Origin of the sequence: Martinezella dioscoreae, assembly GCF_009176305.1 — a bacterium.
GTDB lineage: Bacteria > Pseudomonadota > Alphaproteobacteria > Rhizobiales > Rhizobiaceae > Rhizobium > Rhizobium dioscoreae.
Genome location: NZ_BLAJ01000001.1, coordinates 666,846 through 689,425, shown reverse-complemented (window position 1 = coordinate 689,425; position 22,580 = coordinate 666,846). Strand labels below are relative to the sequence as shown.

The following is a 22,580-nucleotide window of genomic DNA, read 5'->3' as shown; positions in this document are numbered from 1 at the left end:
AAATGATCGGACGGTGTCCTGAAATCGGCGGGAGGAGTGCCTAAGTGATCTAATGCTCGTTTCAATCGGAGGAGGTTGTAATGGCAGCAGAGAAACAAGTCACGGAAGCTTCGAAAGAACGGAAACTTTCGCGCACAGTCGATAGTCCGGAGTTCATCATCCGACTGGCGGAGGATATGCGGATCCGCAGTGGATCCGATCTGCCCCTTTCCTGCTTCATAGAGCAGGTGAGGATGCAGCTGGCGGGCAAATCACCGAGCGATATCGCCCGCTTCGCGGCCGATCGTTCGGCCAAGCAAGTGCCTATCACTCGCTATCAATCGTCGGATTGCTTCAAATCCTGGGCGATGCCGGATTAATGTCCGGAAAGCCGCCGGCAAGCTGGAGACTTGCCGGACGGCAGAAACCTTTTCTCGTTCGTTGCGTTTAGGTCTTCAGGTCCTTTGTAGGGCGAGAATCCGCTGAAAGATGAGGAGGAAGATATGCGACTGTTCGAATGTGGTACGCTCGTGCCCGGTTGCGCCTGGCATACTCGCGCCAAGGATGACGCCGAGGTGGTTCGTCGCGCGGTCGAGCACATGCGCGAAGCGCATGGCGAAACCATCATCCGCGAAAACATGGTCGACAATATCAAGGCCCGAATTCGCGACGAGGCAAACGCAGCCTGATCGGCAGGCTGGCCAGTCAGTCCCGCTATGCAGGTCTCATTATCAGGCGTTGGCTAAGTCCTTGAGTCGGGCGAGAAGGCTCGCCCGGTTCATCGCAAAATTCCCATCGAGCCATTCCTGCTCGATCTTGCCAAGAAGCTCGCCCACGCGCGGACCCGCATTGACGCCCGCGGCAAGCGCATCAGCGCCATTGAGCGGAAAAGCCGGCTTCTTCCATTTTGCCGTCCGTTCCAACAATTTCCCGAGCCGCGCCACGCGGGCCATTTCCTCGAAATCGCCTTCCGCCTTGCTCCGCGCAACGGCCAGCGCCAACTTAAGGCGAACCGCGACGCCGGTCGGATCATGGCGATAAAGCAGGCGATCGAAGGCCGCCTCTGAAATATCGTCCTTGACGATGGGCGCATTCGCCCAGGCCTGCAGATAGGAGCCTTCCGCTTTCGAGAGGCGCAGTCGCTCGGCAAGCTTGGCAAGCCTTGCCGCATCGGGCGGCACAATGGCTGCAAGACGAAGTAGAGCCTCCGACGGCCAGCCGAGAGCCTCTTCGGCGGCGATCAGCCCAGGAATGGCGTCGATGCCCCATTTCTCGGTTTCCGGCAGCACTTCAGTCAAAATGCCGATCTGGCGCATCCAGAGCAGCGCCCTGCCCGGGTCCGGGGCTGCCAGCAGCTTCTTCATCTCGGACCAGACACGCTCGGCCGAGAGTGTTGATATCTTCGACTTTGCGGCGGCACAGGCGCGCAAGCCATCGGCATCGGGACGGCCGCTGCCATAATAGGCGAAGAAGCGGAAGAAGCGCAGGATGCGCAAGTGATCCTCGGCAATCCGCGTCGCAGCATCGCCGATGAACCGAATATTGCGGCGTTCCAGATCGGCAAGCCCGCCGACGAGATCCGCGACCTCGCCGTCGGCGGATGCATAGAGCGCATTGATCGTCAGGTCCCGCCGCTCGGCATCGGCCTGCCAATCCTGGCTGAAGGCCACTACGGCGCGCCGCCCATCCGTCTCCACATCGCGTCGCAAGGTGGTGATTTCGAACGGCTTTCCGTCGATGACCAGAGTGACCGTACCATGCGCAATGCCTGTTGGTACCGCCCTGATTCCGGCCGCCTCTGCTCGTTCCACAACCGTTTCCGGCAAAAGAGTTGTGGCTATATCGATATCGGCGACGGGCAGCCCCATCAGGCTGTTGCGGACGGCACCACCGACCACGCGCCCCTCGCCGCCATCGGCATCGAGCAGCGCCAGCACCCGCTGCAATGCCTCATCGCGAAACCAGGCCTCATCGGCAACGGACGTCATGTATAAAGCCTTTCATAAAGCGTGCGGACGATGCCCGCGGTAATGCCCCAGATCATGCGCTGCCCATAGGGCATGCGGTAGAAATGGCGTTCCGTCCCCTGCCAAAGCATCGTGTCGGTCACGTGGTGGCCGGGGTCCATCAGGAAAGAGAGCGGCACCTCGAAGACATCCTCCACTTCGGTCGGATTGAGAGCCAGGTGAAAGCCCGGCTTCACCACGGCGAGAATGGGCGTGATGCGAAAGCCGGTCGCTGCCAGATAATGCGGCAGCCGCGCGACGGGCTCGATGAAGATATCGGCAAGCCCGATTTCCTCGCCCGCTTCGCGCACCGCCGCCATTTCCGGCGACGCGTCCTCTGGATCGATGGCACCACCCGGAAAGGCGATCTGGCCCGAATGCTTGCGCAGCGTCGAAGTTCTAAGCGTGAAGATCACCTTGGCATCGTCGCCGCTGTCAACGACGGGCACAAGCACGGCGGCATCCTTGAGCTTCAGGTCCGCGACCTGTGAAATGGTCTCGGGATTGAGAAGATGATCGCCGTGATCGCGCCAGGCAAGCTCCACCGGTCCGCCACTCTGATGGAGGGCGCGACGGCGGAATTCATCCGCGGAATAAAGGGGAAATTCATTCATCGAGTCAGTGCATCCAGTTCGGCAACCGGCATGACGGGAAATATGGAGCTGCCGGAACGCACGCAGAAGATCTCTCGCCCGGCAATCACGACGGGCTCACCAAGCTCGATGAGATCGTACATGACCGCACGCGTCACCAGAGCCTCAAGCCGCCCGCGGACATGCAGATAAGGCTTCAATTCATCGTTCTCACCGCTGATGACGAAGCGGATTGGATGATCCCTGCCTGCCTCGACGACATCGCCGACATTGGTGCGGAAGGTCAGCACCCGTCTGCCCTCACGCTCCGTCACGCTCATCTCGACGGCCACGAACGGCGCGTCGACCACGCGAATACCCACCTTTTCCACAGGCGTCACGAGATAGGTCTTCCCATCCTCGTCTTTGCGCAGAACTGTGGAAAACAGCCGCACCAGCGGCGCGCGACCGATCGGCGTGCCGAGATAGAACCAGGTGCCGTCGGCGCGGATCTCCATGTCGATATCGCCGCAGAAGGGCGGATTCCAGCGATCGACGGGCGGCAAACCCTTCTTGGAGCCACCGCTATCGCCAGCCGCGCGCGAAATCAGCGCCGCGAGGCTTGCGGCATCGCCCGTTGTCCTGATTTCCTCGGTTGCCATTCTTCTGTCCCGGTTGGTCGTTAGTCAGGAATATGACAGTTCTCACGAGATAGTCATTTGAAACGTGCTTGTCAGCGGTCTTGCTGGCGATAAGTTGTATTGATTATGAGGCAAATGTGTAACGTCTGCGAATCACGCGCACCGTTTTTCTGCCATTGGAGACGCAAATGGGCATGATCAAATCGACCGAAACGAGCCTCGACGAGCAGGCCATCATTGCCTCAGCCGAAAAGGCACTGGGCGATATCGCCGCCGTTCGCCAGGAGGTGTCGAAGGTCATTTTCGGTCAGGAAAGCGTCGTGGAAAACACGCTTCTGGCCGTGCTCGCCGGCGGTCATGCCTTGCTGGTGGGCGTACCGGGTCTCGCCAAGACGAAGCTGGTGACGACACTCGGCGCCGTTCTCGGCCTTGCCTCCAACCGCGTGCAGTTCACGCCGGACCTCATGCCCTCGGATATTCTCGGTTCCGAGGTCATGGACCAGGACGAAACCGGCCGCCGTTCCTTCCGTTTCGTCAAGGGTCCGGTCTTCGCGCAATTGCTGATGGCCGACGAAATCAACCGCGCCTCGCCGCGCACGCAGTCCGCCCTGCTGCAGTCCATGCAGGAATATCACGTCACCATCGCCGGCCAACGTTATGACCTTCCTGCTCCCTTCCACGTTCTCGCAACACAGAATCCGTTGGAGCAGGAAGGCACTTATCCGCTGCCGGAAGCCCAGCTCGACCGTTTCCTGCTGCAGGTCGACGTCGATTATCCCGAGCTTGCGGATGAACGCCGCATCCTGCTCGAAACCACCGGCTTAAGCGAAGCGACGCCACAGGCGGTCATCGACGCCGAACGCTTGCTGGAAATCCAGCAACTCATCCGCCAGATGCCCGTCAGTGACGGCGTCGTCGATGCGATCCTGTCGCTCGTGCGCTCGGCCCGCCCAGGCCAGGGCAATGCCTCGACGGACAAGCATGTCGCCTGGGGTCCAGGTCCGCGTGCCGGCCAAGCGATGATGCTCTGCGCCCGCGCCCGCGCCCTTTACGAAGGCCGGCTTGCACCGTCGATCGACGACATTCATGCACTCGCCGAGCCAGTGTTGGAACACCGCATGGCGCTGACTTTCGCAGCCCGCGCCGAAGGCATGTCCGTACGCGATGTCATTTCAGGGCTGGTCAAGCAGTCGAAGTCGTGACCCGGATGTCGAGGAGAGTATAGCGCGTGGCATCCATCGGACAGACCGTCAGACCGACCTCAGGCAACGATGCCCTCTCCCGAGCCCGTAGTCGCGCCGCACTCGTGCCGGACTGCCTTGTCGAAGCCAAGCGCATCGCCAATACCGTCATCGCCGGATGGCACGGCCGGCGCAAGCGCGGCATCGGCGAGAATTTCTGGCAGTTCCGCCCCTATACCGAAGGCGAAAGCCTGTCGCGCATCGACTGGCGACGCTCGGCCCGTGACGATCACACCTATATCCGCGATCATGAATGGGAAGCCGCTCACACGATCTGGCTCTGGGCCGATCTCTCCCCATCCATGATGTATAAATCGACCTATGGCCATGTGTCCAAGGAAGGCCGCGCGCTCGTCCTGATGCTGGCGCTGGCGGAAATCCTGTCCCGCTCCGGTGAGCGCATCGGCTGCCCCGGCATCATGGAGCCGGTTTCGACCCGCAACGCTGCCGAACGCCTGGCCGCAGCGCTGATGCATACGCCGCTCGAAGGCGGCCTTCCGCAGACATCAATGATCCGCGGCTGGAGCGATATCGTGCTGATCGGCGATTTTCTCGACGATGCCGATAGCGTGATGGGCAGGATCGGACCGCTGGCCCGCCGTGGCTTACGCGGTCATGTGATCGAGGTTGCCGACCCCGCCGAAGAACTATTTCCCTATAGCGGGCGCACCGAATTCAGCGATCCCGAAACGGGCTCGAAGCTGATCGCCGGCCGCGCGGAAAACCTGCGTGACGATTATCGGCGCGCCTATCTGGCGCGGCGCGAAAATCTCGGCCAATCGCTACGCCATCTCGGCTGGACCTTCGTCAACCACCGCACCGACCGCCTGGCTTCCGAAGCGCTGGTCGCCGTGCACATGTATCTCTCAGGCATGCCCGCGAGGATCGCGTCAGGAGGCCAGCCATGAGCGGTCTCTCCTTTGCATTCGCTTCGCCGGCCATCTTGGCAGCGCTCATTCTGCTTCCTGCGATCTGGTGGCTGCTGCGCCTGACCCCGCCGCAGCCGCGCACCGAAGTGTTCCCGCCGCTCCGCATTCTGGCGAGCATCCTCAAACGTGAGGAAACCCCGGCGCGCAGCCCATGGTGGCTGACGCTGCTGCGCATGCTGCTTGCCGCCCTGATCATTCTTGCCATCGCCAATCCGATGTTCAATCCGCGCACCAACACGCTGTCGAGCAGCGGCCCGCTGGCGCTGATGATCGACAATAGCTGGGCAAGCGTCTCCGACTGGGAACGCCGCGTGCGCACGGCGGACGCGCTGATCGACGATGCCGATGCCAAGGGCATTCCGGTCTCGATCGCCTTCACCGCCGAACAGAGCAACGATGCCACACCGGGTGCGGCGACATCGGCCCGAGACAAGCTGCATGCCATGAACCCGCAACCGTTGGTGCCGGATCGCCGGCGCGCCGCCGACGCCGTCAAGGCGGCGCTCAACGGCATGAAGCCCGGTACTATCGCCTTCATCTCCGATGGCATCGAGAGCAGGGACAAGGACGATATCGTCAGCCGCCTTGCCGTGCTGCAGCCGAGCGAGCTGCGGCTGATCGAAGGCGACGGCCGCGATATCGTCGCGCTCACCGGCGCAGCCAATACCGCCAGCAACATGACCGTCACGGCCACACGGCTGAACGCCAGTAGCCCGATGCGCCTCGGACTGACGGCGCAAGACAATCAGGGACGGCCAATCGCCGCCGGTTCGCTTGACTTCGCGGGCGGGCAGACGGTTGCGACCGGCTCCATCGCCGCGCCCTTCGAAATGCGCAATGATTTCGCCCGCATCAGCATCGACCGCCAGGCTAGCGCCGGCAGCGTCTATCTGCTCGACGACGGTTTTCGCCGCCGCCGCGTGGCCCTCCTCTCCGGACAGGCTGCTGACGAATTCCAACCGATCCTGTCGCCACTCTATTATATCCAGCGCGCACTTCAGCCCTTTGCTGATCTCATTCAGCCGAACAGCGCCGATCTGGCAAAGTCGATCCCCCAACTGCTTGCGGGCAATCCCTCCGTTATCATCATGGCCGATGTCGGCCGCCTGCCGCAGGAGACCTATGCGCCGCTGCAAAAATGGATCGAGAATGGCGGCACGCTCGTCCGCTTCGCCGGACCGCGCCTTGCCGCAGCTCCCGCCGACGATCCGTTGGTCCCGGTCACATTGCGGCAGGGCGAGCGCACCTTCGGCGGCGCTCTTTCCTGGGCCGAGCCGCAGCCGCTTGCCGATTTCCCCTCTTTCGGCCCCTTCGCCGGCATGCCGAAGCCGGATGATGTCCTGATCAAACGGCAGGTTCTGGCCGAGCCGACACCGGATCTCGCCGAGCGCACCTGGGCAAGCCTTGCCGACGGCACGCCGCTGGTGACCGAAAAGCAGATGCAGGCCGGCCGTATCGTGCTCTTCCACGTCAGCGCCGAGCCGCAATGGTCGGATCTGCCGATATCAGGCGATTTCGTCGAGATGCTGCGCCGCATCGTACAATTGTCGCGTGCCGGTGGCGTGGCTCCGGGGCAAGTGGCTGCCTCCAAGGCAAGTGAAGCAATGCCACCCTATCGACTCCTGTCCGCCAAGGGCGTGCTGACCAGCGAGATCGGCAGCGCCCGCCCGCTGGAACCAAACAAGGGGGCCGCAGTCGCAAGTTTCGACAACCCGCCCGGCCTCTACGGTTCCGAAGAGGGCTTCAGTGCGCTCAACACCCTGCCGAGCGGCGCAGTGCTCAAGCCGCTGGATACCTCGGCGGCCGGCGCTGTCGCGCGCGAAGGCCTTATCGGGGGCGAGGCCTGGTCGGCAAAGCCGATCCTCTTTACCCTCGCCTTCCTCCTGCTGCTCGCCGACAGCATCATCGTACTGTTCATGAACGGTGCCTTTCCACGCCTGGGCAGATCGGCCAAGACGATTGCGGGCGGCACGGCAATGCTGCTGCTGGCTGCATCGCTCGCCATATTCCTGCATCCGGCAAACGCTCTGGCCGACGATTCCAAACCGGGCGACGACGCCATCTTCTCGCGGCTCGACAAGACGCATCTTGCCTATGTCGTGACAGGCGAAACGGACGTGGATCACATTTCGGAGCGCGGGCTTGCCGGCCTCTCCGACTATCTCACCTATCGTACGACGCTCGAACCAGGCCCGCCGGTAGGGGTGGATCCTGCCAAGGATGAACTCGCCTTTTACCCGCTGATCTACTGGCCGATTTCAGCAACCGCGCCGATGCCGTCCAACGACGCCATCAACCGCATCGACGCCTATATGCGCAACGGCGGCACCGTGCTCTTCGACACGCGTGACGCCATCGACACGATGGGCGACACTTCGTCACCGAGCCCCAACGGCCAGCGACTGCAGCAGATCCTTGCCAACCTCGATATTCCTCCCCTCGAGCCCGTGCCCGCCGGCCATGTGCTGACCAAGTCCTTCTACCTGCTGTCGAGCTTCCCCGGCCGCTATGCAGACAGCCCGCTCTGGGTGGAAGCGCGTCAGGATGCGCGCCGCGATGCGAACGCCGTCGCGACCTCCGACGGGGTGACGCCGATCATGATTACGGGCAATGATTTTGCCGGCGCTTGGGCTATCGGCGACAATGGCTCGCCGCTGCTGCCGACCGTCCCCCCGGATGAAACGCAGCGGGAATATGCCTACCGCACCGGCGTCAACATCATGATGTACATGCTGACCGGAAACTATAAGTCCGATCAGGTCCACGTTCCCGATATCCTGCAGCGCTTGGGGCAATAGTATGAATATCGGTTTTGCCCCCTTCCTCCCCTGGCCTATCCTTGCCGCTCTGGCGGTGCTGACGCTCGCCATCTGGGCGCTTGCCATCTACAGGCGCCTGCGCGGCGGCTGGATTCGTGGTTTCGCAGGTATTGCCTTGCTGGCGGCACTCGCCAACCCGGTACTGATGCAGGAGGATCGCGATCAGCTGACGACGATCGTGCCCGTCGTCGTCGACCGCAGCCTGAGCCAGCAGACGCCGGAACGTGCCAAGATGACGGACGAAGCCCTGGCGATGCTCAAGGATCGGCTGGCGCAATTCCCCCGCATCGAGCCCAGGATCGTGGAATTCCGCGATCCGGCGGAGTCGGAATCTCCGTCGACACGGCTTTTCTCTGCCCTCTCCTCGGCAATCGCCGACGTCCCGCCCGCCCGTATCGGCGGTGCCATCTTCCTGACGGATGGCCAGATCCACGATATCCCCGGCGTCAATCAGCAGCTCGGCTTTGACGCACCCGTCCACGGGCTGATCACGGGCAAACCGGACGAATTCGATCGCCGCATCGAGATCGTGCGAGCACCTCGCTTCGGTCTTGTCAACGAAGAGCAGCAGCTCGTCTTCCGTGTCGTCGACGATGGCAAGAGCCCCGGCGGCACGGCAGCAGTGACGGTCAAGATGAATGGCGACGAGATCGCCACCCTGCAGGCGACACCCGGCCAGGACACGCCCTTCAGCTTCAAGGTGCCCCGCGCCGGCAACAATGTCCTCGAATTCGCGGTCGCCGAAGTGCCTGGCGAAGTCACCGGCATCAACAATCAGACGGTCCAGCTGATCGAAGGCATCCGCCAGAACATGCGCGTCCTGCTCGTCTCGGGCGAGCCGCATGCCGGCGAGCGCGCCTGGCGCAACCTTCTGAAATCGGACGCCTCGGTCGATCTCGTGCACTTCACCATTCTGCGCCCGCCGGACAAGCAGGACGGCACGCCGATCAACGAGTTGTCGCTGATCGCCTTCCCGACCCGCGAGCTTTTCGTCGACAAGATCAACTCTTTCGACCTGATCATCTTTGACCGCTATCAGGACCGCCAAAACGTCCTGCCGACGATCTATTATGATTACATGGCACAATATGTGGAAAACGGCGGCGCATTGCTGGTTGCGGCCGGCCCCGAACATGCCGGCGGCAGTTCGATCGCGCTGACGCCGCTTGCCTCGGTACTGCCGGCCGAGCCGACGGGCCAGATGATCGAAAAAGCCTTCTATCCGCGCCTGTCGGACCAGGGCAAAAAGCACCCCGTCACGCGCGGGCTGGATGGCTCCGAAACCGAGCCACCGCATTGGGGCCGCTGGTTCCGCAGCGTCGATGTGGAGAGGCCGCAAGGACAGACCGTGATGGTCGGCGCTGACAATAGTCCCTTGCTGGTGCTGAACCGCGTCGGCCAGGGGCGTGTCGCCATGCTGCTCTCCGACGAGGGCTGGCTCTGGGCACGCGGCTTCGAAGGCGGCGGCCCACATGTCTCGCTCTACCGTCGCATCGCCCATTGGCTGCTGAAAGAGCCAGCGCTGGAAGAAGAAGCGCTGACGGCCAATGCCGCCGGGCGCACGCTGCAGGTAACACGCCAGACGATCGGCAACGATCCCGGCCCCGCTACGATCAAATTGCCTTCCGGCCAGACGGAAACCTTGCCGCTGAGGCAGACCCAGCCGGGTCTCTATCAAGCCGAGAAGCATATGAACGAAATCGGGCTCTACCAGATCGCCAACGGCAATCTGTCGACACTCGTTCATATCGGCGCAATCGATGCTCCGGAATTCAAGGCGATGATCTCGACCACCGAGACACTGAAACCGCTGGCACAAAAAACGAAGGGTCTCGTCACTCGCGTTGCCGGCGCAAATGGTGGCGTGACGGTGCCGCAAGTTCTGCCGGTGCGCGGCGCCGTTCGCGTCGCCGACGGTCAGCGCCTGACCATCCGCATGACTGACGAAACCGTGCTGAAGGGGATCAATACCCTGCCGCTCTTTGCAGGCTTTGCCGGTCTCGCCGCCCTTCTTTTTGCTTTCTCCGCCACATGGTGGCGCGAAGGACGATGAATGTGATGAAGATCGAAGTGACCGATACGCCATCCGAAGGCGAGCTTGCGGCCATCAGCGAGGGATTGACAGCGTTCAACACCACCGACGTCGGGCCATCCGGCCGGCAATCCCTCGCCGTTCTGATCCGCGACGATGCCGGCAAGCCCATCGGTGGCATCTCGGGCTATACCGCCTGGGGATGGCTGTTCACGCAATGGCTCTTCGTGCCGGAAAGCCTGCGCGGCCAGGGCATGGCCGGAAAGCTGCTGGAGGCGGCGGAAGCGGAGGCAAGCGCCCGCGGTTGCTTCGGCGCATGGATCGATACCTTCAATCCACAGGCGCTGAAAGCCTATCAGCGGCAGGGCTATGCCATCTTCGGCGAACTGCCAGATTTCCCGGCCGGTCGCAGCCGATTCTTTCTGAAGAAGACGTTATCGCCCCGCTGACATCAAGCAGGGCGATTTTTCGTTGATGGCGCCTTAGACAGCGATCGCCGTGAACTGCACGACATCATCCAGATCGTCTTCGTCTTCGGCTTCGATAGCCGGAATGGAATCATCGCGCCAGACAATCGTGCCATGCAGCCGCGCATGCGTGTCTGCGGCGATCGGCACGACGAGCACCCGGTTTGGATCGACAGGCCCCGGGAAGGTCAGTGCGTTGTAGGCGACCTTCTCGAAACCGAGCGGGCAATAATAGGGCGGATCGCCGATCAGGATGACGGCTTCCGACCCCTTGCGCTGAGCGGCCGCCACCGCAATCCGCACGAGCTCGCGGCCGATCCCCTTGTTCTTGTGGGACGGACGCACCGCAAGCGGGCCGAGCAGATGTCCTTTGACCGATCCGGCCAGCACCGGCGTCATCCGCACCGAGGCGATCGTCTCGCCATCGTCGGCGCAGATGAAGGATAGCGAACGGTCATGCGGTCCCTGCTCGCGAATGCGAGCAGCGGCGCGTGTAAACCGTCCCGGACCGAAAGCTTCTTCGTTGATGAGTTCGATAGCAGCGTCGTGCGACGCATCCTCAGTGAGGTAGACCAGATCGTGCTTGTACATTAGCCCAGAAAACCAGATAGACGGACGATATTGTTCCCGAAAGCGCTCATGGAGCGTTCAAGATCATCGGCGTCGTCGCAGGCTTCTGGTTACTTTCATGACAAGGGGTCCTTAAAGTGTGAGAAGCCGGATAGCAGGAAATATTCGGCGCGTCCAATGCAAAATGCATCCTGCCGTTCATTCATGCAGGATCGTGCCGGCATCGTGTCTTTTCTGAAGCTTCACGTCGCCACATGAGCCCGCCGACAGCACCTATGACGCAGTGTTCATCATTTGCCGTCTCGAAATCCGGCGCGCATGCCGTATCTCTAGATATATAGTTTCGGCAGTTTTCCGAAAGGATTAAGCAATGGGCATGTTGGTGGACGGCGTCTGGCATGACGTCTGGTACGATACCAAGGAGACGAAAGGCCATTTCAAGCGCGCCGCGTCGCAGTTTCGAAACTGGATCACCGTGGATGGCAGCGCCGGCCCCACTGGCACCGGCGGCTTCAAGGCAGAGGCCGGACGCTATCATCTCTACGTCTCGCTCGCCTGCCCCTGGGCGCATCGAACCCTGGTCTTCCGCAAGCTGAAAAAGCTGGAGGAGCAGATCTCCGTCTCGATCGTCGATCCGCTGATGCTGGAAAATGGCTGGGAATTCAAAGGACAGGATGGCGGCACTGTCGACCATCTCTTCGGCGCGACGAAGCTCTGGGAGGTCTATGTCAAAGCCGATCCGCATTATTCCGGCCGCGTGACTGTTCCCGTTCTCTGGGACAAGCAGACCGGCACGATCGTCAACAATGAGTCCGCGGAAATCATCCGCATGTTCAATACGGCCTTCGATGGCCTGACCGGCTCCACGGCGGATTTCTATCCCACCGATCTGCAGGCCGATATCGATGCATTGAACGAGCGCGTCTACGATACGGTCAACAACGGCGTCTACAAGGCCGGCTTTGCGACGACGCAGGAAGCCTATCAGGAAAACGCACTCCGCCTTTTCGAAACCCTCGACATGCTCGATGAGCGGCTGGCGACACAGCGCTATCTATTCGGTGATCGCTTGACGGAGGCCGATTGGCGGCTGTTCACGACATTGGTTCGTTTCGACGCCGTCTATGTCGGACATTTCAAATGCAATATCCGGCGCATTGCCGACTATGCCAACCTCTCGGCCTATCTCCGGGATCTCTATCAGATCGGCGGCGTTGCCGAGACGGTGAACATCGGGCACATCAAGAACCACTATTATCGCAGCCACAAGACCATCAACCCGACAGGCATCGTGCCGATCGGGCCGGAACTGGATTTCGATCGCCCGCATGGGCGTGAGCGGCTGGCAAAGGCTGCCTGATCCAAGCGTCGGAGACTACCAATAGCTGGAGGGAGCTTCCGCTCCTTCCAATTCCTTCAGCCGGCGATAGGTTGCCTTCGTCGTGCCTGGCGGCAGCGCATCGACTGCAAAGAAGCCGCATTCGACGATCTCCCGATCTGGCTTGCGCGGCGAGGTCTGGGTAACCTCGACGCGATAGAAGACGACGTGGTCGCGTTTGCTGGTGTGATTGTTGAAATAGACGTGGAAGAGCTGCGGCTTGCCTGAGATCGCCAGATTGCCTTCCTCGCGCAACTCCTTTTCGAGCGCCTGCTCCACAGTCTCATGGCGTTCGACGCCGCCGCCGGGCATATGCCATCCGGCGATATAGGAATGCCGAACCAGAAAAATCCGCCCTTCACGATCGAAGCAAGCGGCGCGCACGCCGATGGTCATGCTGCGGGTCAGCACGAAATAGACATGCAGCGCGCGGCCGAACAGACGCACAGCCAAACTCTGCCTTTCGTCGCGTCGATTGTCTTCGCTCATGCCTGAACCCCGGCGTCGCGATCTACAATTGGATTGGGGATGTATTTGTTTTGACAATAGAGTGGGCTATGTCTCATCCCATGTTCAAGCTCGCGCATATTTCCGATGTTCACCTTGGTCCACTGCCACGTCTTTCGATCAGAGAACTCGCCTCCAAACGCATTACCGGATTTGTGAACTGGCACCGGAACCGGCGCAAGCATCTTTTTGGCGATACGCTCGATCTCCTTCTTGACGACATCAAGGCGAAACAGGCCGATCACCTGGCCGTAACCGGCGATCTCGTCAACCTTGCGAGCGGCATGGAGATCCAGACAGCAGCCGCGTGGCTGAAGACTGTCGGCGATCCTCTCCACACCTCAGTTGTTCCCGGCAATCACGATGCCTATGTGCCCGGCGCCTACGAAAAGGCCATGCGCTCCTGGTATCCCTATGTCCGCGGCGACGATGCTCCTGCCGAATGGCAGGAAGAGCAGCGCATTTTCCCCTATCTGCGTATCCGCGGTCAGGTCGCGCTTGTGGGCTGCTCCACAGCCGTTGCCACCCCGCCCTTTGCTGCGAGCGGCTTCTACTCCTCGCGCCAGGCGCGCGAGACGGTCAATATCCTGCGCGCAGCCGGAGATGCCGGGCTCTTTCGCGTCGTCATGATCCATCACCCGCCCATTCGCGGTGCAACCAGTTTCTACAAGCGGATGATCGGCATTCGCCGTTTTGCCGCCGTCATCTCGACCGGCGGCGCCGAACTTGTCCTGCATGGCCACACACATCTCAACACCTTGCATTGGCTGCGCGGCCACATGGGCCCGGTCCCGGTCGTCGGGATCGCCTCAGCATCGCAAGGAGTCGGCGGATTGAAGCCGCGCGCGGCCTATAATCTCTTCACCATCGCCGGGCGGCCGGGCGCCTGGGAACTGAAGGCGGAGCGTTACAGCCTCAGCGACAACGGCAGCGGCGTCGACCCCGAAGGCTTCGATATTCTCGCGACATGGTGAGCCTTTTAGCGTCATCGTGCGCATCGTTTCGGTAGCGTTTTCTAAGATACGGAGCTACAATCGAAGCATTGGAATCCTGAAATGCGGGATGGATTTTGAGGTCGTGACAAGGAGCACCGCATGCCGGTTTTCGGAGCCTGTATCCCGTGGGTTGCGGCTTCTTGGAGAGCTCGGGCAGCGCCGAGACAAGACCGGCTGACACATTGTGGGATTACTGCGGTAAGAATGACAGTCAAACGCGCGGGTGCTTTTGAAGACTTGCGAAACGGCACGGAAATGGTTCATACCAGCACAGGACAATTATTCCGCTCGCATCACCTTTCTTACGGGAAAGGCTGTCCATCGCGGAAGCAGATTGTCGATGTAACAACCTCCAACGCCTTCCTGGAACGATCATGCCAACGCCGGTAGCAGCCACTGATATCAGACGCGATCTGGTCGGCCTTCTTCCGAAGCTTCGCCGCTTTGCGGTGACGCTGACCGGCGATCTCGCCGAGGCGGACGAGCTTGTTCAAAACGTCTGTCAGCGCGGCATAGCCAAGTTCCATCTCTGGAACAGCGGCGGCAAGCTGGAAAGCTGGCTCTATACGATGGCCCGGCATCAATGGGTCGATGAAGCGCGACGCCACAAACTACGCCCCGCCGCAAAGGGCAGTGCACTAGAACAGGGCGAGCCGATATCCGGCACCCATTTAAATCTTGTAGAAGCCGGCGAAGCGCATCGTCTCGTCACATCTTTGCCAGAAGGACTTGCCAGTGTCTTCCTGCTGGTCGACGTCGAAGGGCACAGCTACAAGCAGGCTGCCGACGTCCTCGGCATCCCTTTGTCGGCAGTGATGTCAAGGCTATCCAGCGCACGCCTTTACCTTGCCTCCCAGGGTCATAGTCGCTCGCCTCGAAGGTTTTAAGCATTGCAGGACATGAAGAAAACGCCGCTCGAAATCCGCTTGTCCGCCTTCATGGATGGCGAGACGAGCCGCGAAGAAAAAGAAGAGTTGGAAAAGCTCATCGCCTCGGATCCGAACGCGCGACGTATTTTCGATGAGCTGAAGCACGGCTCCGATGTTGGCCGCAAGGCTTTTGACGAGGTTTTGAAGGAGCCTGTACCGCTGGCGCTCGTTCGCTCCATCAAGAGCGCCCAGCCTCCGAAGACCCGAGATCCCTCTCCCCGTCTCACCCGGCAATCATTGAAATTGGCGCCCACGGGCAAGCAATCGCTGGCCGCGGCTCTCATCCTGTTCGCCGTCGGCGGCGGCATCGGTTATCTTTTCGGCATGCAGCCCGCTGACGTCCCGGCGAGTCCTCCGCCGACCCCGACACAGGCTATGACACGCAACTGGCTGGATGATATCGCCGCCTATCACCGCATCTATTCGCGCCAGCCGCAGCGTATGGTCGAGCTGCAGGCAAGCCAGCTGGACGAGATCGCCAAGTGGCTGGCGAGCACGGTCGGCGTCAAATTCAATTTTCCGGACCTTGCTGCCGATGGTCTCGTCTTCCAAGGCGCGCGCATGTCCATCGCAGCCGGCAAGCCAGTCGGCCAGCTGATCTACAAGAACCTCGATGGTGATGTCGTCGCCATCTGCTTTACCAAGACGGACGGCGTTGCCGACGACGATTTCAGCGAAACCATCAAGGACGATATCAGCATCGTGTCCTGGCACCGCAACGGCACCACCTATGCGGTCGTCGGTCCCTCCTCGGATGCAATGCTCGATCAGATCGCCAATCGGGTATCCTCGGAAATCTGACTGATATCCCATCCGTTTTGCGCCTTGCGGCTGCCGGCCGGCCGATGGATAATGGGCGGCGACAACCGCATGAGCCCGATAGTCTTGCTGGAGTTTCGACATGTCCGACGTTCTGCTGACCATTCCTGAAATCGACAGGCGTATCGCGGCGATAAAGGAAAACCTTCGCGAACTGATCGAGCAGGCAGCAGCCTTTTCCGGCGCCGCCGACGAAGAACGGACATCTGAGCGGATAGCCGAGCAGGAAGAAGAGCTCGAGCGTCTGACGAAGCAGCGCGATGAGCTTGCCAAAGGCAAGGCCTGAGCAAAACTCACCATTGAAGCACATATGCCTGGACGAGCTCGACGCGAGGCGTGGAAAGAACGGCACTCGGCCTTCTATGTCGAACGATCACGATACAATTTCTGCTGACATCGGCGCGGATACACGCTATAGAGGTTGCAGCGACCAATGAGGAGAGCACTCTGATGAAAAATCACGGCACAGGAAACCACCGCTGAAAGGCAGTGCCGTGAAGGGCTGCTTTATCGGCCCGACCATCAGATTGCTATCTTTCGCCCGTGGAGGGCACTCATGTTTCGTCGCTTCGAAGAGCTTGTCGATCCGTTTCAGGATCATGACGAGCTGCAGCCATCACCCAAGGCCTGGCGCTATCTTCTAACCAATCTTCGCCCGTTTCGCACGGTCATGGCAATCAGCCTCAGTCTGACCGTGATCGGCGCTATCATCGAGATCTGGCTCATCGGCTATTCGAGCCGGCTGGTGGACGATCTCGCCGCCGCCCGGCGCGAGGATTTCTGGGCATCCGAAGGATTCGGCTTGCTCGCCGCGGCCGCCCTCGTCCTGATCGGACGGCCTCTTGCCGGCTATCTCCGCGAAAGCCTGGATGACATCGCGTTTCGGCCGAATGCCGAGACGCTGTTCCGCTGGCGGGCTCACCGTCATGTCCTTCGGCAATCGGTCGGCTGGTTCCGTCAGGACTTTTCCGGTCGAATCGCCAGCCAGGTGCGCGACATTGGCACGGCAGCAACGGGCGCGGCCTATCAGGTCCTGCATACGCTCTCCTTTGTCACGATCTATGTGGCCGGCTCGCTCTGGCTGATGGCCTCGATCGACCCGCGCCTCATCTGGCCCCTGGCGGTGTGGCTGTTCTGCTATCTCGCACTGATGGCCTATGTCATCCCTCGCCTGCAGAAGGCCTCCGCGCAATACCAGGGAGCCTATGCCGAGCTGACGGGCATGCTGGTGGACAGCTATGCCAATATCGACCTCATCAAGCTTTTTGCCGATGCAAGGGCGGAGGATAAGGAGACCCGTCGTCGTTTCTCTCAAGCCCGCGAAACATTTGTCAGGGTGCAGAGATTGGAAGTGCTGGTCAATTCGAGCATGCTGTTCCTTGGCAGCTTCCTCATTGTCACACTTGTCGGCTATGCGGTCGTCCTCTGGCAGTCCGGCGGGGCACCGCTCGGGCTGATCGCGGCATCCCTAGCGCTGAGCTTCCGTATAACCGGCATGGCCGAATGGATGCTGGACGCGGTATCGTCGCTTTTTGCCCATCTCGGCGCCATGCGGCAATCGCTGCTGACCGTCTCGCAGCCGCTTGCCATTACCGATATGCCTTGCGCAAAGCCGCTTGCCGTCACCAATGGCGAGATCGCCTTCAGAGAGGTCACCCATCGCTACGGCAAGGAAGATGGCGGGCTGGACGGCATTTCGCTTCGAATTGAGGCAGGCCAGAAAGTCGGCCTTGTCGGCCGCTCCGGCACTGGCAAATCGACCTTGGTCAACCTGCTACTGCGCTTCTTCGATCCGGAAGCCGGCATCATCGAAATCGATGGCCAGGATATTCGGCAGGTGACGCAAGATAGCTTGCGCCGGCAGATTGCGGTGGTCGGTCAGGAAGCGTCGCTCCTTCACCGCTCCATCCGTGATAACATCGCGCATGGCAATCTCAGCTTTTCGGAGGATGCGGTTCTCGCTGCGGCAGAGAAGGCTGCGGCCAGCGATTTCATCGCGGGCCTCAGGGATCAGGAAGGAAGAATCGGTTTCGATGCGCATGCCGGCGAACGTGGCGTCCAGCTTTCCGGCGGTCAGCGGCAGCGCGTCGCGATTGCGCGCGCTATTCTGAAGGATGCCCCGATTCTGGTGCTCGACGAGGCAACATCTGCCCTCGATTCGGAAGTCGAAGCCGAAATTCAGGATACGCTCTACGGCATCATGGAAGACAAGACCGTGATCGCCATCGCCCATCGCCTGTCGACCATCGCGCGTATGGACCGCATCGTCGTGCTCGACCACGGCCGCATCGTCGAGGACGGCACGCATGCGGAGCTGATCGCCCGGAACGGCATCTACGCAACGCTGTGGTCGCACCAATCCGGCGGCTTCATCGAAGGCGACGAACCGCCAGCCGACTGATGTGCAATAAAAGTGGCCCCCTCGAAAACGAGGGGGCCTTTCAAATCAGAGCTGCAACCAGGCTTGAGCCTTATGCCGACTTGATGGCGAGCACGCGGTTCGCCGCCGAGACGATCGCCTCGAGGGACGCAGCGACGATATTGGTGTTGATGCCAGCACCGAAAAGCTTGCCGCCTGGATAGGAGACCTCGACATAGGAGATCGCCGAGGCGTTCGAGCCGTGCTGGAGTGAATGCTCGGAATAATCCTCGACCGACATCGGAATGCCGAGATAGATCGAGAGCGCGTTGATGAAGCCATCGATCGGGCCGTTACCCCTGCCCTCGATGCGCTTCACCTCGCCCTTGTCGGTAATCTCGGCCGCGACGATGCGCTGCCCCTTATGCTCGGGGTCGGCGAAGGTGTGGTGGTCGACGAAGCGGAGCCGCGCCTCCGGCTGCGTGACATAGCGCTCGATAAAATGCTCGTAGATGCGCTTGGAGGGCAATTCCTTGCCTTCCTCGTCGGTGATGCGCTGGATTTCCTCGCGATATTCCACCTGCAGATTGCGCGGCAGATTCAGCCCGTAATCCTGCTGCATGATATAGGCGATGCCGCCCTTGCCGGACTGCGAGTTGATGCGGATGATCGCCTCATAGGTACGACCGACATCCTGCGGATCGATCGGCAAATAGGGCACTTCCCAAACCGGATCGTTGGCGACTTTGGCGGCCTTCATGCCCTTGTTGATCGCATCCTGGTGCGAACCGGAGAAGGCAGTATAGACCAGCTCGCCGACATAGGGATGGCGCTCGCCGATCGCCATCTGGTTGGAATATTCGTAAACTTCCTTCATGCGCTCGATGTTGGAGCAATCCAGCTCCGGATCGACGCCCTGTGTGAACATGTTCAACGCCATGGTGACAACGTCAACATTGCCGGTGCGCTCGCCATTGCCGAACAGCGTGCCTTCCACACGATCGGCGCCGGCCATCAATGCCAGCTCGGCAGCGGCAATACCCGTCCCGCGGTCATTGTGCGGATGCAGCGAAATGATCAGGTTTTCTCTGTTATCGAGATTGCGGCACATCCATTCGATCTGGTCGGCATAGATGTTCGGCGTCGCCATTTCGACGGTCGACGGCAGATTGATGATCAGCTTGTTATCAGGCGTCGGCTTCACGACGTCGATGACGGCGTTGCAGATTTCCAGCGCCACATCCAGCTCGGTGCCGGTGAAGCTTTCCGGCGAATATTCGAAGCGATAGCCGCCGCCGGCCTTCGCCGCCATGTCGGTGATCATCTTGGCCGCGTCGACGGCGATCTGCTTGATGCCCTGCACGTCCTTGGCAAATACGACGCGGCGCTGCAATTCGCTGGTGGAATTGTAGAAATGCACGATCGGCTTGTTGGCGCCTTCCAGCGCTTCGAAGGTGCGGGTAATCAATTCCGGGCGGCACTGGACGAGAACCTGCAGCGATACATCGGCAGGCACACTGCCCTGTTCGATGCACCAGCGGGCAAAGTCGAAGTCGGTCTGCGAAGCCGAGGGGAAGCCGATCTCGATTTCCTTGAAACCCATATCCAGCAACAGCTGGAACATGCGTGCCTTGCGGTCGTGACCCATCGGATCGACAAGCGCCTGATTGCCGTCGCGCAGATCGACCGAACACCAGATCGGCGCCTTGGTGATCACCTTGGACGGCCAGGTCCGGTCGGGAATATTGATTTGCGGATAGGCGCGGTATTTCACCGCTGCTTCGGGCATGCCTTTGGGGGAATGGCTGTTCGCGTCCATGGTCTCGTCTCTTCCTTTCCCGTCATTTTATCCCGCGTCTTAGCCGATCGGATGCGGCTTGGCGATGATAAATGCGGACCCTTTGCGGGTAAGCTGTCGATTTTAGGGTAAGTCGCGAGGAGCGATGGCCAGCGGGCTTTTCGGCCGCCGGGCGCTCCTCAAAGGACCCGGCAACCGCGCGTAAGGCCGAGGAGGAGAAGCGAAGTAAGGGCGCGCGTATTGTCACGCAGGGCAACGCGCCCACGTGCAATCTGCTCGGAAATCTTTGCGCCAGTCAGCTTCATGGCCGCGCTTATAGCTGCCGGATCAGAAAGAAGCAACCCCTCGCCTACTTCTTCAGCATTTGCACGCCGCGCGACAGCGCCAGCATCAGCCCGCCGGCGATGAGCCCCCAGAAGGCGCCAGAAATACCGCCGAAGGAAACACCCGATGCCGTCACGAGAAACGTGATGGCGGCCGCCTCGCGCGATTCCGGCTGCTGGAAAGCGTTCAAGGCGGAATTGGAGAGCGCGCCGACCAGCGCCAGGCCGGCCACCGCCTCGATCAGAATCGGCGGCGCCAGCGCCACGAAAGCCGTCACGGCACTCGCCAGCAATCCGAGGATCACATAGCCGATCCCGGCGACAATCGCGGCCCAGTAGCGCCGCGCGGGATCAGCATGAGCGTCCTGCCCGGCACACATCGCCGCGGTGATTGCCGCAAGATTGACGGCATGGCCGCCAAACGGGACAGCAAGCAGCGAGAACACGCCGGTCACGGCAAACAGCGGACCCGGTTTCGGCTCGTAATCATGCACCTTGAGCACGGCGATGCCGGGAATGTTCTGCGATGCCATGGTCACGATGAACAGCGGCAGCGCGATGGACACGATACCGGCAAGCGTAAAGACTGGCTTCACGAATTCGACCGTCGGCAGCAGCGAATGCTCGAGCGAGGCGAAGGCACCATCCGGTATCTTCACGCCGAAGGCCAGCACCAGGACAAAGGCCGCAAGCGCCGCCGGTACCGCCCATAGCCGCTTGAACGACCCAACGACGATCCAGGCAAGGATGATTGGCAAACCGAAGGCAGGATTGAAGGCGATCGCCTTGACGGGTGCAAAGCAGAGGCCGAGCAGCACGCCGGCCAGCATGGCATTGGCGAGCGGTGCCGGGATGGATGCGACCGCCCGGCCAAAAGGCCGAAAAAGCCCGGCAATGACGATCAATATGCCGCAAATGAAAAATGCACCGACAGCCACCGGGAAGCCGCCTTCGATCGCTCCTGCGCTCGCCAGCAGCGCGGCTCCCGGTGTCGACCAGGCAATGCTTATCGGCAGTCTCGTCACCATGCTGAGCACGATCGCGCAGAGACCCATCGCAACCGAAAGCGCCGTCAGACCGGATGCTGCCTGCGCATCCGACGCGCCGACCACCTGCAGGCCATGAAAGACGACGGCGAAGGAACTGGCAAAGCCGACGAAGGCCGTGAGGCAACCCATGAACAGGCTTTGAACGGAAAAATCTTTGAGCATGGCGATGGAGACTCGAAGAATGCGTGAGGATCGATGGAACGCGCATGGAGCATTACAAGCATCAGGCGTGCAAGTGCTGTTTTCGCGCGAATGGCAGTGTCGCTCAGCAAATCACTCGCGGAATATATCGTCGTCGACTCATACCGTGTATAAACGTGCATATTGACTCTCTTGCTTATGCACGTTAATGCAAATTGATGAGCAATTCACTTCCATTATCCCGTCGGGACGTCATCGAAGCGCGGCTTGCAGAGGGCAGGCAGATCGTTGCCGCATCTCTGGCCGCCGAATTCAACGTGTCCGAAGATGCCGTGCGCCGCGATCTGCGGGCACTTGCCGCAGAGGGCAAATGCCGCCGCGTCTACGGCGGCGCGCTCCCTCTCCTGACGCCGTCGCAGCCGATGGCCGTACGCGTCGGCCAGGAATCCGGTCGCAAGAGAGCCCTGGCCAAGGCGGCCGCCGCAATGATCGAACCGGGCGAATTCCTGTTTTTCGACAGCGGCAGCACCAATCTCGCAATGGTCGATCTTCTGCAGAAGAACATGGACGTGACGATCGCAACGAACTCCATCGATATCGCCAGTGCAGTCATGAAGCGCGGCGATATTCCGCTCGTCCTGATTGGTGGTGCGGTCGATCCCGTCGTCGGCGGCAGCGTCGATGCGTCGGCCGTTGCAGCCATCGAAGCCATGAACATCGATCGCTGCTTCCTGGGCGTCTGCGCCGTTTCGGCAAGAAACGGCATCAGCGTGTACGAACATGCAGATGCGATCTTCAAGCGGACGCTGCTCAAGAAAAGCGCAGCACGGATCGCGTTGATTACCTCGGAGAAGTTTCACGAACGCGCGCCGCACCGCATCGGCGGCGCCGACGATATCGATTGGCTTGTTGTCGAGGATGACCTGCCTGTCGCTGACGAAAAGGCGGCCGCCGACGCCGGCTTCTCGCTGGTGAAGGCAAGCGACGTCACGTCATCCTCCTGATTTCGAAAGATAAGAAATGACC

At 60.9% G+C, this 22,580-nt stretch carries 21 protein-coding genes; 14 read left to right on the top strand and 7 right to left on the bottom strand.

Going from position 1 to position 22,580, the window contains the following annotated elements; all coding sequences use genetic code 11:
• Nucleotides 1-80: 80 nt before the first annotated feature.
• Complete coding sequence (locus GDN47_RS03340; protein ID WP_113332230.1) at nt 81-359, top strand: hypothetical protein; 279 nt, start codon at nt 81-83, stop codon at nt 357-359.
• Nucleotides 360-482: 123 nt separating this feature from the next.
• Nucleotides 483-668 (top strand): DUF1059 domain-containing protein, encoded by a 186-nt coding sequence (locus tag GDN47_RS03335; RefSeq protein WP_075851104.1) that lies wholly within the window; start codon nt 483-485, stop codon nt 666-668.
• 42 nt (nt 669-710) lie between these two features.
• Here GDN47_RS03335 and GDN47_RS03330 read toward each other — a convergent pair whose 3' ends face one another.
• Genes GDN47_RS03330 through GDN47_RS03320 form a run of 3 tightly spaced genes read right to left on the bottom strand, consistent with a single transcriptional unit; the run spans nt 711 to nt 3,219 of the window.
• Nucleotides 711-1,967 (bottom strand): CCA tRNA nucleotidyltransferase, encoded by a 1,257-nt coding sequence (locus GDN47_RS03330; protein WP_152092624.1) that lies wholly within the window; start codon nt 1,965-1,967, stop codon nt 711-713.
• Nucleotides 1,964-2,599, bottom strand: coding sequence for a CoA pyrophosphatase (locus tag GDN47_RS03325; protein WP_113332228.1), 636 nt, complete (start codon nt 2,597-2,599; stop codon nt 1,964-1,966). The genes GDN47_RS03330 and GDN47_RS03325 overlap by 4 nt, the downstream gene beginning before the upstream one ends.
• Nucleotides 2,596-3,219: a DUF1285 domain-containing protein gene (locus GDN47_RS03320; RefSeq protein WP_069612680.1), complete on the bottom strand. Its 624-nt coding sequence runs from the start codon at nt 3,217-3,219 to the stop codon at nt 2,596-2,598. The genes GDN47_RS03325 and GDN47_RS03320 overlap by 4 nt, the downstream gene beginning before the upstream one ends.
• 167 nt (nt 3,220-3,386) lie before the next feature.
• Between GDN47_RS03320 and GDN47_RS03315 the strand changes: the two genes are divergently transcribed.
• Genes GDN47_RS03315 through GDN47_RS03295 form a run of 5 tightly spaced genes read left to right on the top strand, consistent with a single transcriptional unit; the run spans nt 3,387 to nt 10,668 of the window.
• On the top strand, nt 3,387-4,400 hold the full coding sequence (locus tag GDN47_RS03315) for an AAA family ATPase (protein WP_113420497.1): 1,014 nt from the start codon (nt 3,387-3,389) through the stop codon (nt 4,398-4,400).
• 26 nt (nt 4,401-4,426) lie between these two features.
• Entirely contained in the window at nt 4,427-5,347 is a 921-nt protein-coding gene (locus GDN47_RS03310) for a DUF58 domain-containing protein (RefSeq protein ID WP_152092623.1), read from the top strand.
• Nucleotides 5,344-8,166: a DUF4159 domain-containing protein gene (locus GDN47_RS03305; RefSeq protein WP_152092622.1), complete on the top strand. Its 2,823-nt coding sequence runs from the start codon at nt 5,344-5,346 to the stop codon at nt 8,164-8,166. Before GDN47_RS03310 ends, GDN47_RS03305 begins: the two co-directional genes overlap by 4 nt.
• Nucleotide 8,167: 1 nt before the next feature.
• The gene (locus GDN47_RS03300) at nt 8,168-10,240 is read left to right on the top strand and encodes a hypothetical protein (RefSeq protein ID WP_152092621.1); all 2,073 of its coding nucleotides are present in this window, start codon (nt 8,168-8,170) and stop codon (nt 10,238-10,240) included.
• Between the two features lie 5 nt (nt 10,241-10,245).
• A complete protein-coding gene (locus tag GDN47_RS03295; protein ID WP_371864924.1) occupies nt 10,246-10,668 on the top strand; it encodes a GNAT family N-acetyltransferase in 423 nt (140 codons plus the stop codon).
• Nucleotides 10,669-10,701: 33 nt separating this feature from the next.
• On the opposite strand, the gene GDN47_RS03290 is transcribed toward GDN47_RS03295, so the two are convergent.
• Nucleotides 10,702-11,277, bottom strand: coding sequence for a GNAT family N-acetyltransferase (locus GDN47_RS03290; protein ID WP_152092620.1), 576 nt, complete (start codon nt 11,275-11,277; stop codon nt 10,702-10,704).
• Nucleotides 11,278-11,626: 349 nt separating this feature from the next.
• Between GDN47_RS03290 and GDN47_RS03285 the strand changes: the two genes are divergently transcribed.
• A complete protein-coding gene (locus GDN47_RS03285) occupies nt 11,627-12,616 on the top strand; it encodes a glutathione S-transferase family protein (protein ID WP_152092619.1) in 990 nt (329 codons plus the stop codon).
• A gap of 15 nt (nt 12,617-12,631) precedes the next feature.
• Here GDN47_RS03285 and GDN47_RS03280 read toward each other — a convergent pair whose 3' ends face one another.
• Entirely contained in the window at nt 12,632-13,123 is a 492-nt protein-coding gene (locus GDN47_RS03280) for an NUDIX domain-containing protein (protein WP_113395377.1), read from the bottom strand.
• A gap of 50 nt (nt 13,124-13,173) precedes the next feature.
• On the opposite strand from GDN47_RS03280, the gene GDN47_RS03275 reads away from it, so the two are divergent.
• From GDN47_RS03275 to GDN47_RS03255, 5 genes are all read left to right on the top strand, one after another.
• Nucleotides 13,174-14,115 (top strand): metallophosphoesterase family protein, encoded by a 942-nt coding sequence (locus GDN47_RS03275; RefSeq protein ID WP_113395378.1) that lies wholly within the window; start codon nt 13,174-13,176, stop codon nt 14,113-14,115.
• 395 nt (nt 14,116-14,510) lie between these two features.
• Nucleotides 14,511-15,023 carry an RNA polymerase sigma factor gene (locus GDN47_RS03270; protein ID WP_112720912.1) on the top strand — a complete coding sequence of 171 codons (513 nt, stop codon included), beginning with the start codon at nt 14,511-14,513 and terminating at the stop codon, nt 15,021-15,023.
• Nucleotides 15,024-15,026: 3 nt separating this feature from the next.
• On the top strand, nt 15,027-15,866 hold the full coding sequence (locus tag GDN47_RS03265; RefSeq protein ID WP_173002435.1) for an anti-sigma factor: 840 nt from the start codon (nt 15,027-15,029) through the stop codon (nt 15,864-15,866).
• Nucleotides 15,867-15,966: 100 nt separating this feature from the next.
• On the top strand, nt 15,967-16,170 hold the full coding sequence (locus GDN47_RS03260) for a hypothetical protein (RefSeq protein WP_113332216.1): 204 nt from the start codon (nt 15,967-15,969) through the stop codon (nt 16,168-16,170).
• 270 nt (nt 16,171-16,440) lie between these two features.
• On the top strand, nt 16,441-18,285 hold the full coding sequence (locus GDN47_RS03255) for an ABC transporter ATP-binding protein (RefSeq protein ID WP_113420495.1): 1,845 nt from the start codon (nt 16,441-16,443) through the stop codon (nt 18,283-18,285).
• A 70-nt stretch (nt 18,286-18,355) separates the two neighbouring features.
• Here the strand turns inward: GDN47_RS03255 and leuA are convergent, their stop codons facing one another.
• Nucleotides 18,356-20,062 (bottom strand): 2-isopropylmalate synthase, encoded by a 1,707-nt coding sequence (gene leuA / locus GDN47_RS03250; RefSeq protein WP_113420494.1) that lies wholly within the window; start codon nt 20,060-20,062, stop codon nt 18,356-18,358.
• A 328-nt stretch (nt 20,063-20,390) separates the two neighbouring features.
• Nucleotides 20,391-21,575, bottom strand: a complete 1,185-nt coding sequence (locus GDN47_RS03245; protein ID WP_113395381.1) for a benzoate/H(+) symporter BenE family transporter — start codon at nt 21,573-21,575, stop codon at nt 20,391-20,393.
• 197 nt (nt 21,576-21,772) lie between these two features.
• Here GDN47_RS03245 and GDN47_RS03240 point away from each other — a divergent pair, with 197 nt between their 5' ends.
• Nucleotides 21,773-22,558, top strand: coding sequence for a DeoR/GlpR family DNA-binding transcription regulator (locus tag GDN47_RS03240; RefSeq protein WP_113351831.1), 786 nt, complete (start codon nt 21,773-21,775; stop codon nt 22,556-22,558).
• The last annotated feature ends 22 nt before the right edge of the window (nt 22,559-22,580 follow it).

Excerpts from the sequence above, each read along its gene's own strand:
- GDN47_RS03285 (WP_152092619.1), top strand. The coding sequence starts at position 11,627 with ATGGGCATGTTGGTGGACGGCGTCTGGCATGACGTCTGGTACGATACC.
- GDN47_RS03255 (WP_113420495.1), top strand. The coding sequence starts at position 16,441 with ATGTTTCGTCGCTTCGAAGAGCTTGTCGATCCGTTTCAGGATCATGAC.
- GDN47_RS03325 (WP_113332228.1), bottom strand. The coding sequence starts at position 2,599 with ATGAATGAATTTCCCCTTTATTCCGCGGATGAATTCCGCCGTCGCGCC.
- GDN47_RS03340 (WP_113332230.1), top strand. The coding sequence starts at position 81 with ATGGCAGCAGAGAAACAAGTCACGGAAGCTTCGAAAGAACGGAAACTT.
- GDN47_RS03305 (WP_152092622.1), top strand. The coding sequence starts at position 5,344 with ATGAGCGGTCTCTCCTTTGCATTCGCTTCGCCGGCCATCTTGGCAGCG.
- GDN47_RS03315 (WP_113420497.1), top strand. The coding sequence starts at position 3,387 with ATGGGCATGATCAAATCGACCGAAACGAGCCTCGACGAGCAGGCCATC.
- GDN47_RS03245 (WP_113395381.1), bottom strand. The coding sequence starts at position 21,575 with ATGCTCAAAGATTTTTCCGTTCAAAGCCTGTTCATGGGTTGCCTCACG.
- GDN47_RS03330 (WP_152092624.1), bottom strand. The coding sequence starts at position 1,967 with ATGACGTCCGTTGCCGATGAGGCCTGGTTTCGCGATGAGGCATTGCAG.
- GDN47_RS03290 (WP_152092620.1), bottom strand. The coding sequence starts at position 11,277 with ATGTACAAGCACGATCTGGTCTACCTCACTGAGGATGCGTCGCACGAC.
- GDN47_RS03270 (WP_112720912.1), top strand. The coding sequence starts at position 14,511 with ATGCCAACGCCGGTAGCAGCCACTGATATCAGACGCGATCTGGTCGGC.
- leuA (WP_113420494.1), bottom strand. The coding sequence starts at position 20,062 with ATGGACGCGAACAGCCATTCCCCCAAAGGCATGCCCGAAGCAGCGGTG.
- GDN47_RS03320 (WP_069612680.1), bottom strand. The coding sequence starts at position 3,219 with ATGGCAACCGAGGAAATCAGGACAACGGGCGATGCCGCAAGCCTCGCG.
- GDN47_RS03280 (WP_113395377.1), bottom strand. The coding sequence starts at position 13,123 with ATGAGCGAAGACAATCGACGCGACGAAAGGCAGAGTTTGGCTGTGCGT.
- GDN47_RS03300 (WP_152092621.1), top strand. The coding sequence starts at position 8,168 with ATGAATATCGGTTTTGCCCCCTTCCTCCCCTGGCCTATCCTTGCCGCT.
- GDN47_RS03240 (WP_113351831.1), top strand. The coding sequence starts at position 21,773 with ATGAGCAATTCACTTCCATTATCCCGTCGGGACGTCATCGAAGCGCGG.
- GDN47_RS03260 (WP_113332216.1), top strand. The coding sequence starts at position 15,967 with ATGTCCGACGTTCTGCTGACCATTCCTGAAATCGACAGGCGTATCGCG.
- GDN47_RS03295 (WP_371864924.1), top strand. The coding sequence starts at position 10,246 with ATGAAGATCGAAGTGACCGATACGCCATCCGAAGGCGAGCTTGCGGCC.
- GDN47_RS03335 (WP_075851104.1), top strand. The coding sequence starts at position 483 with ATGCGACTGTTCGAATGTGGTACGCTCGTGCCCGGTTGCGCCTGGCAT.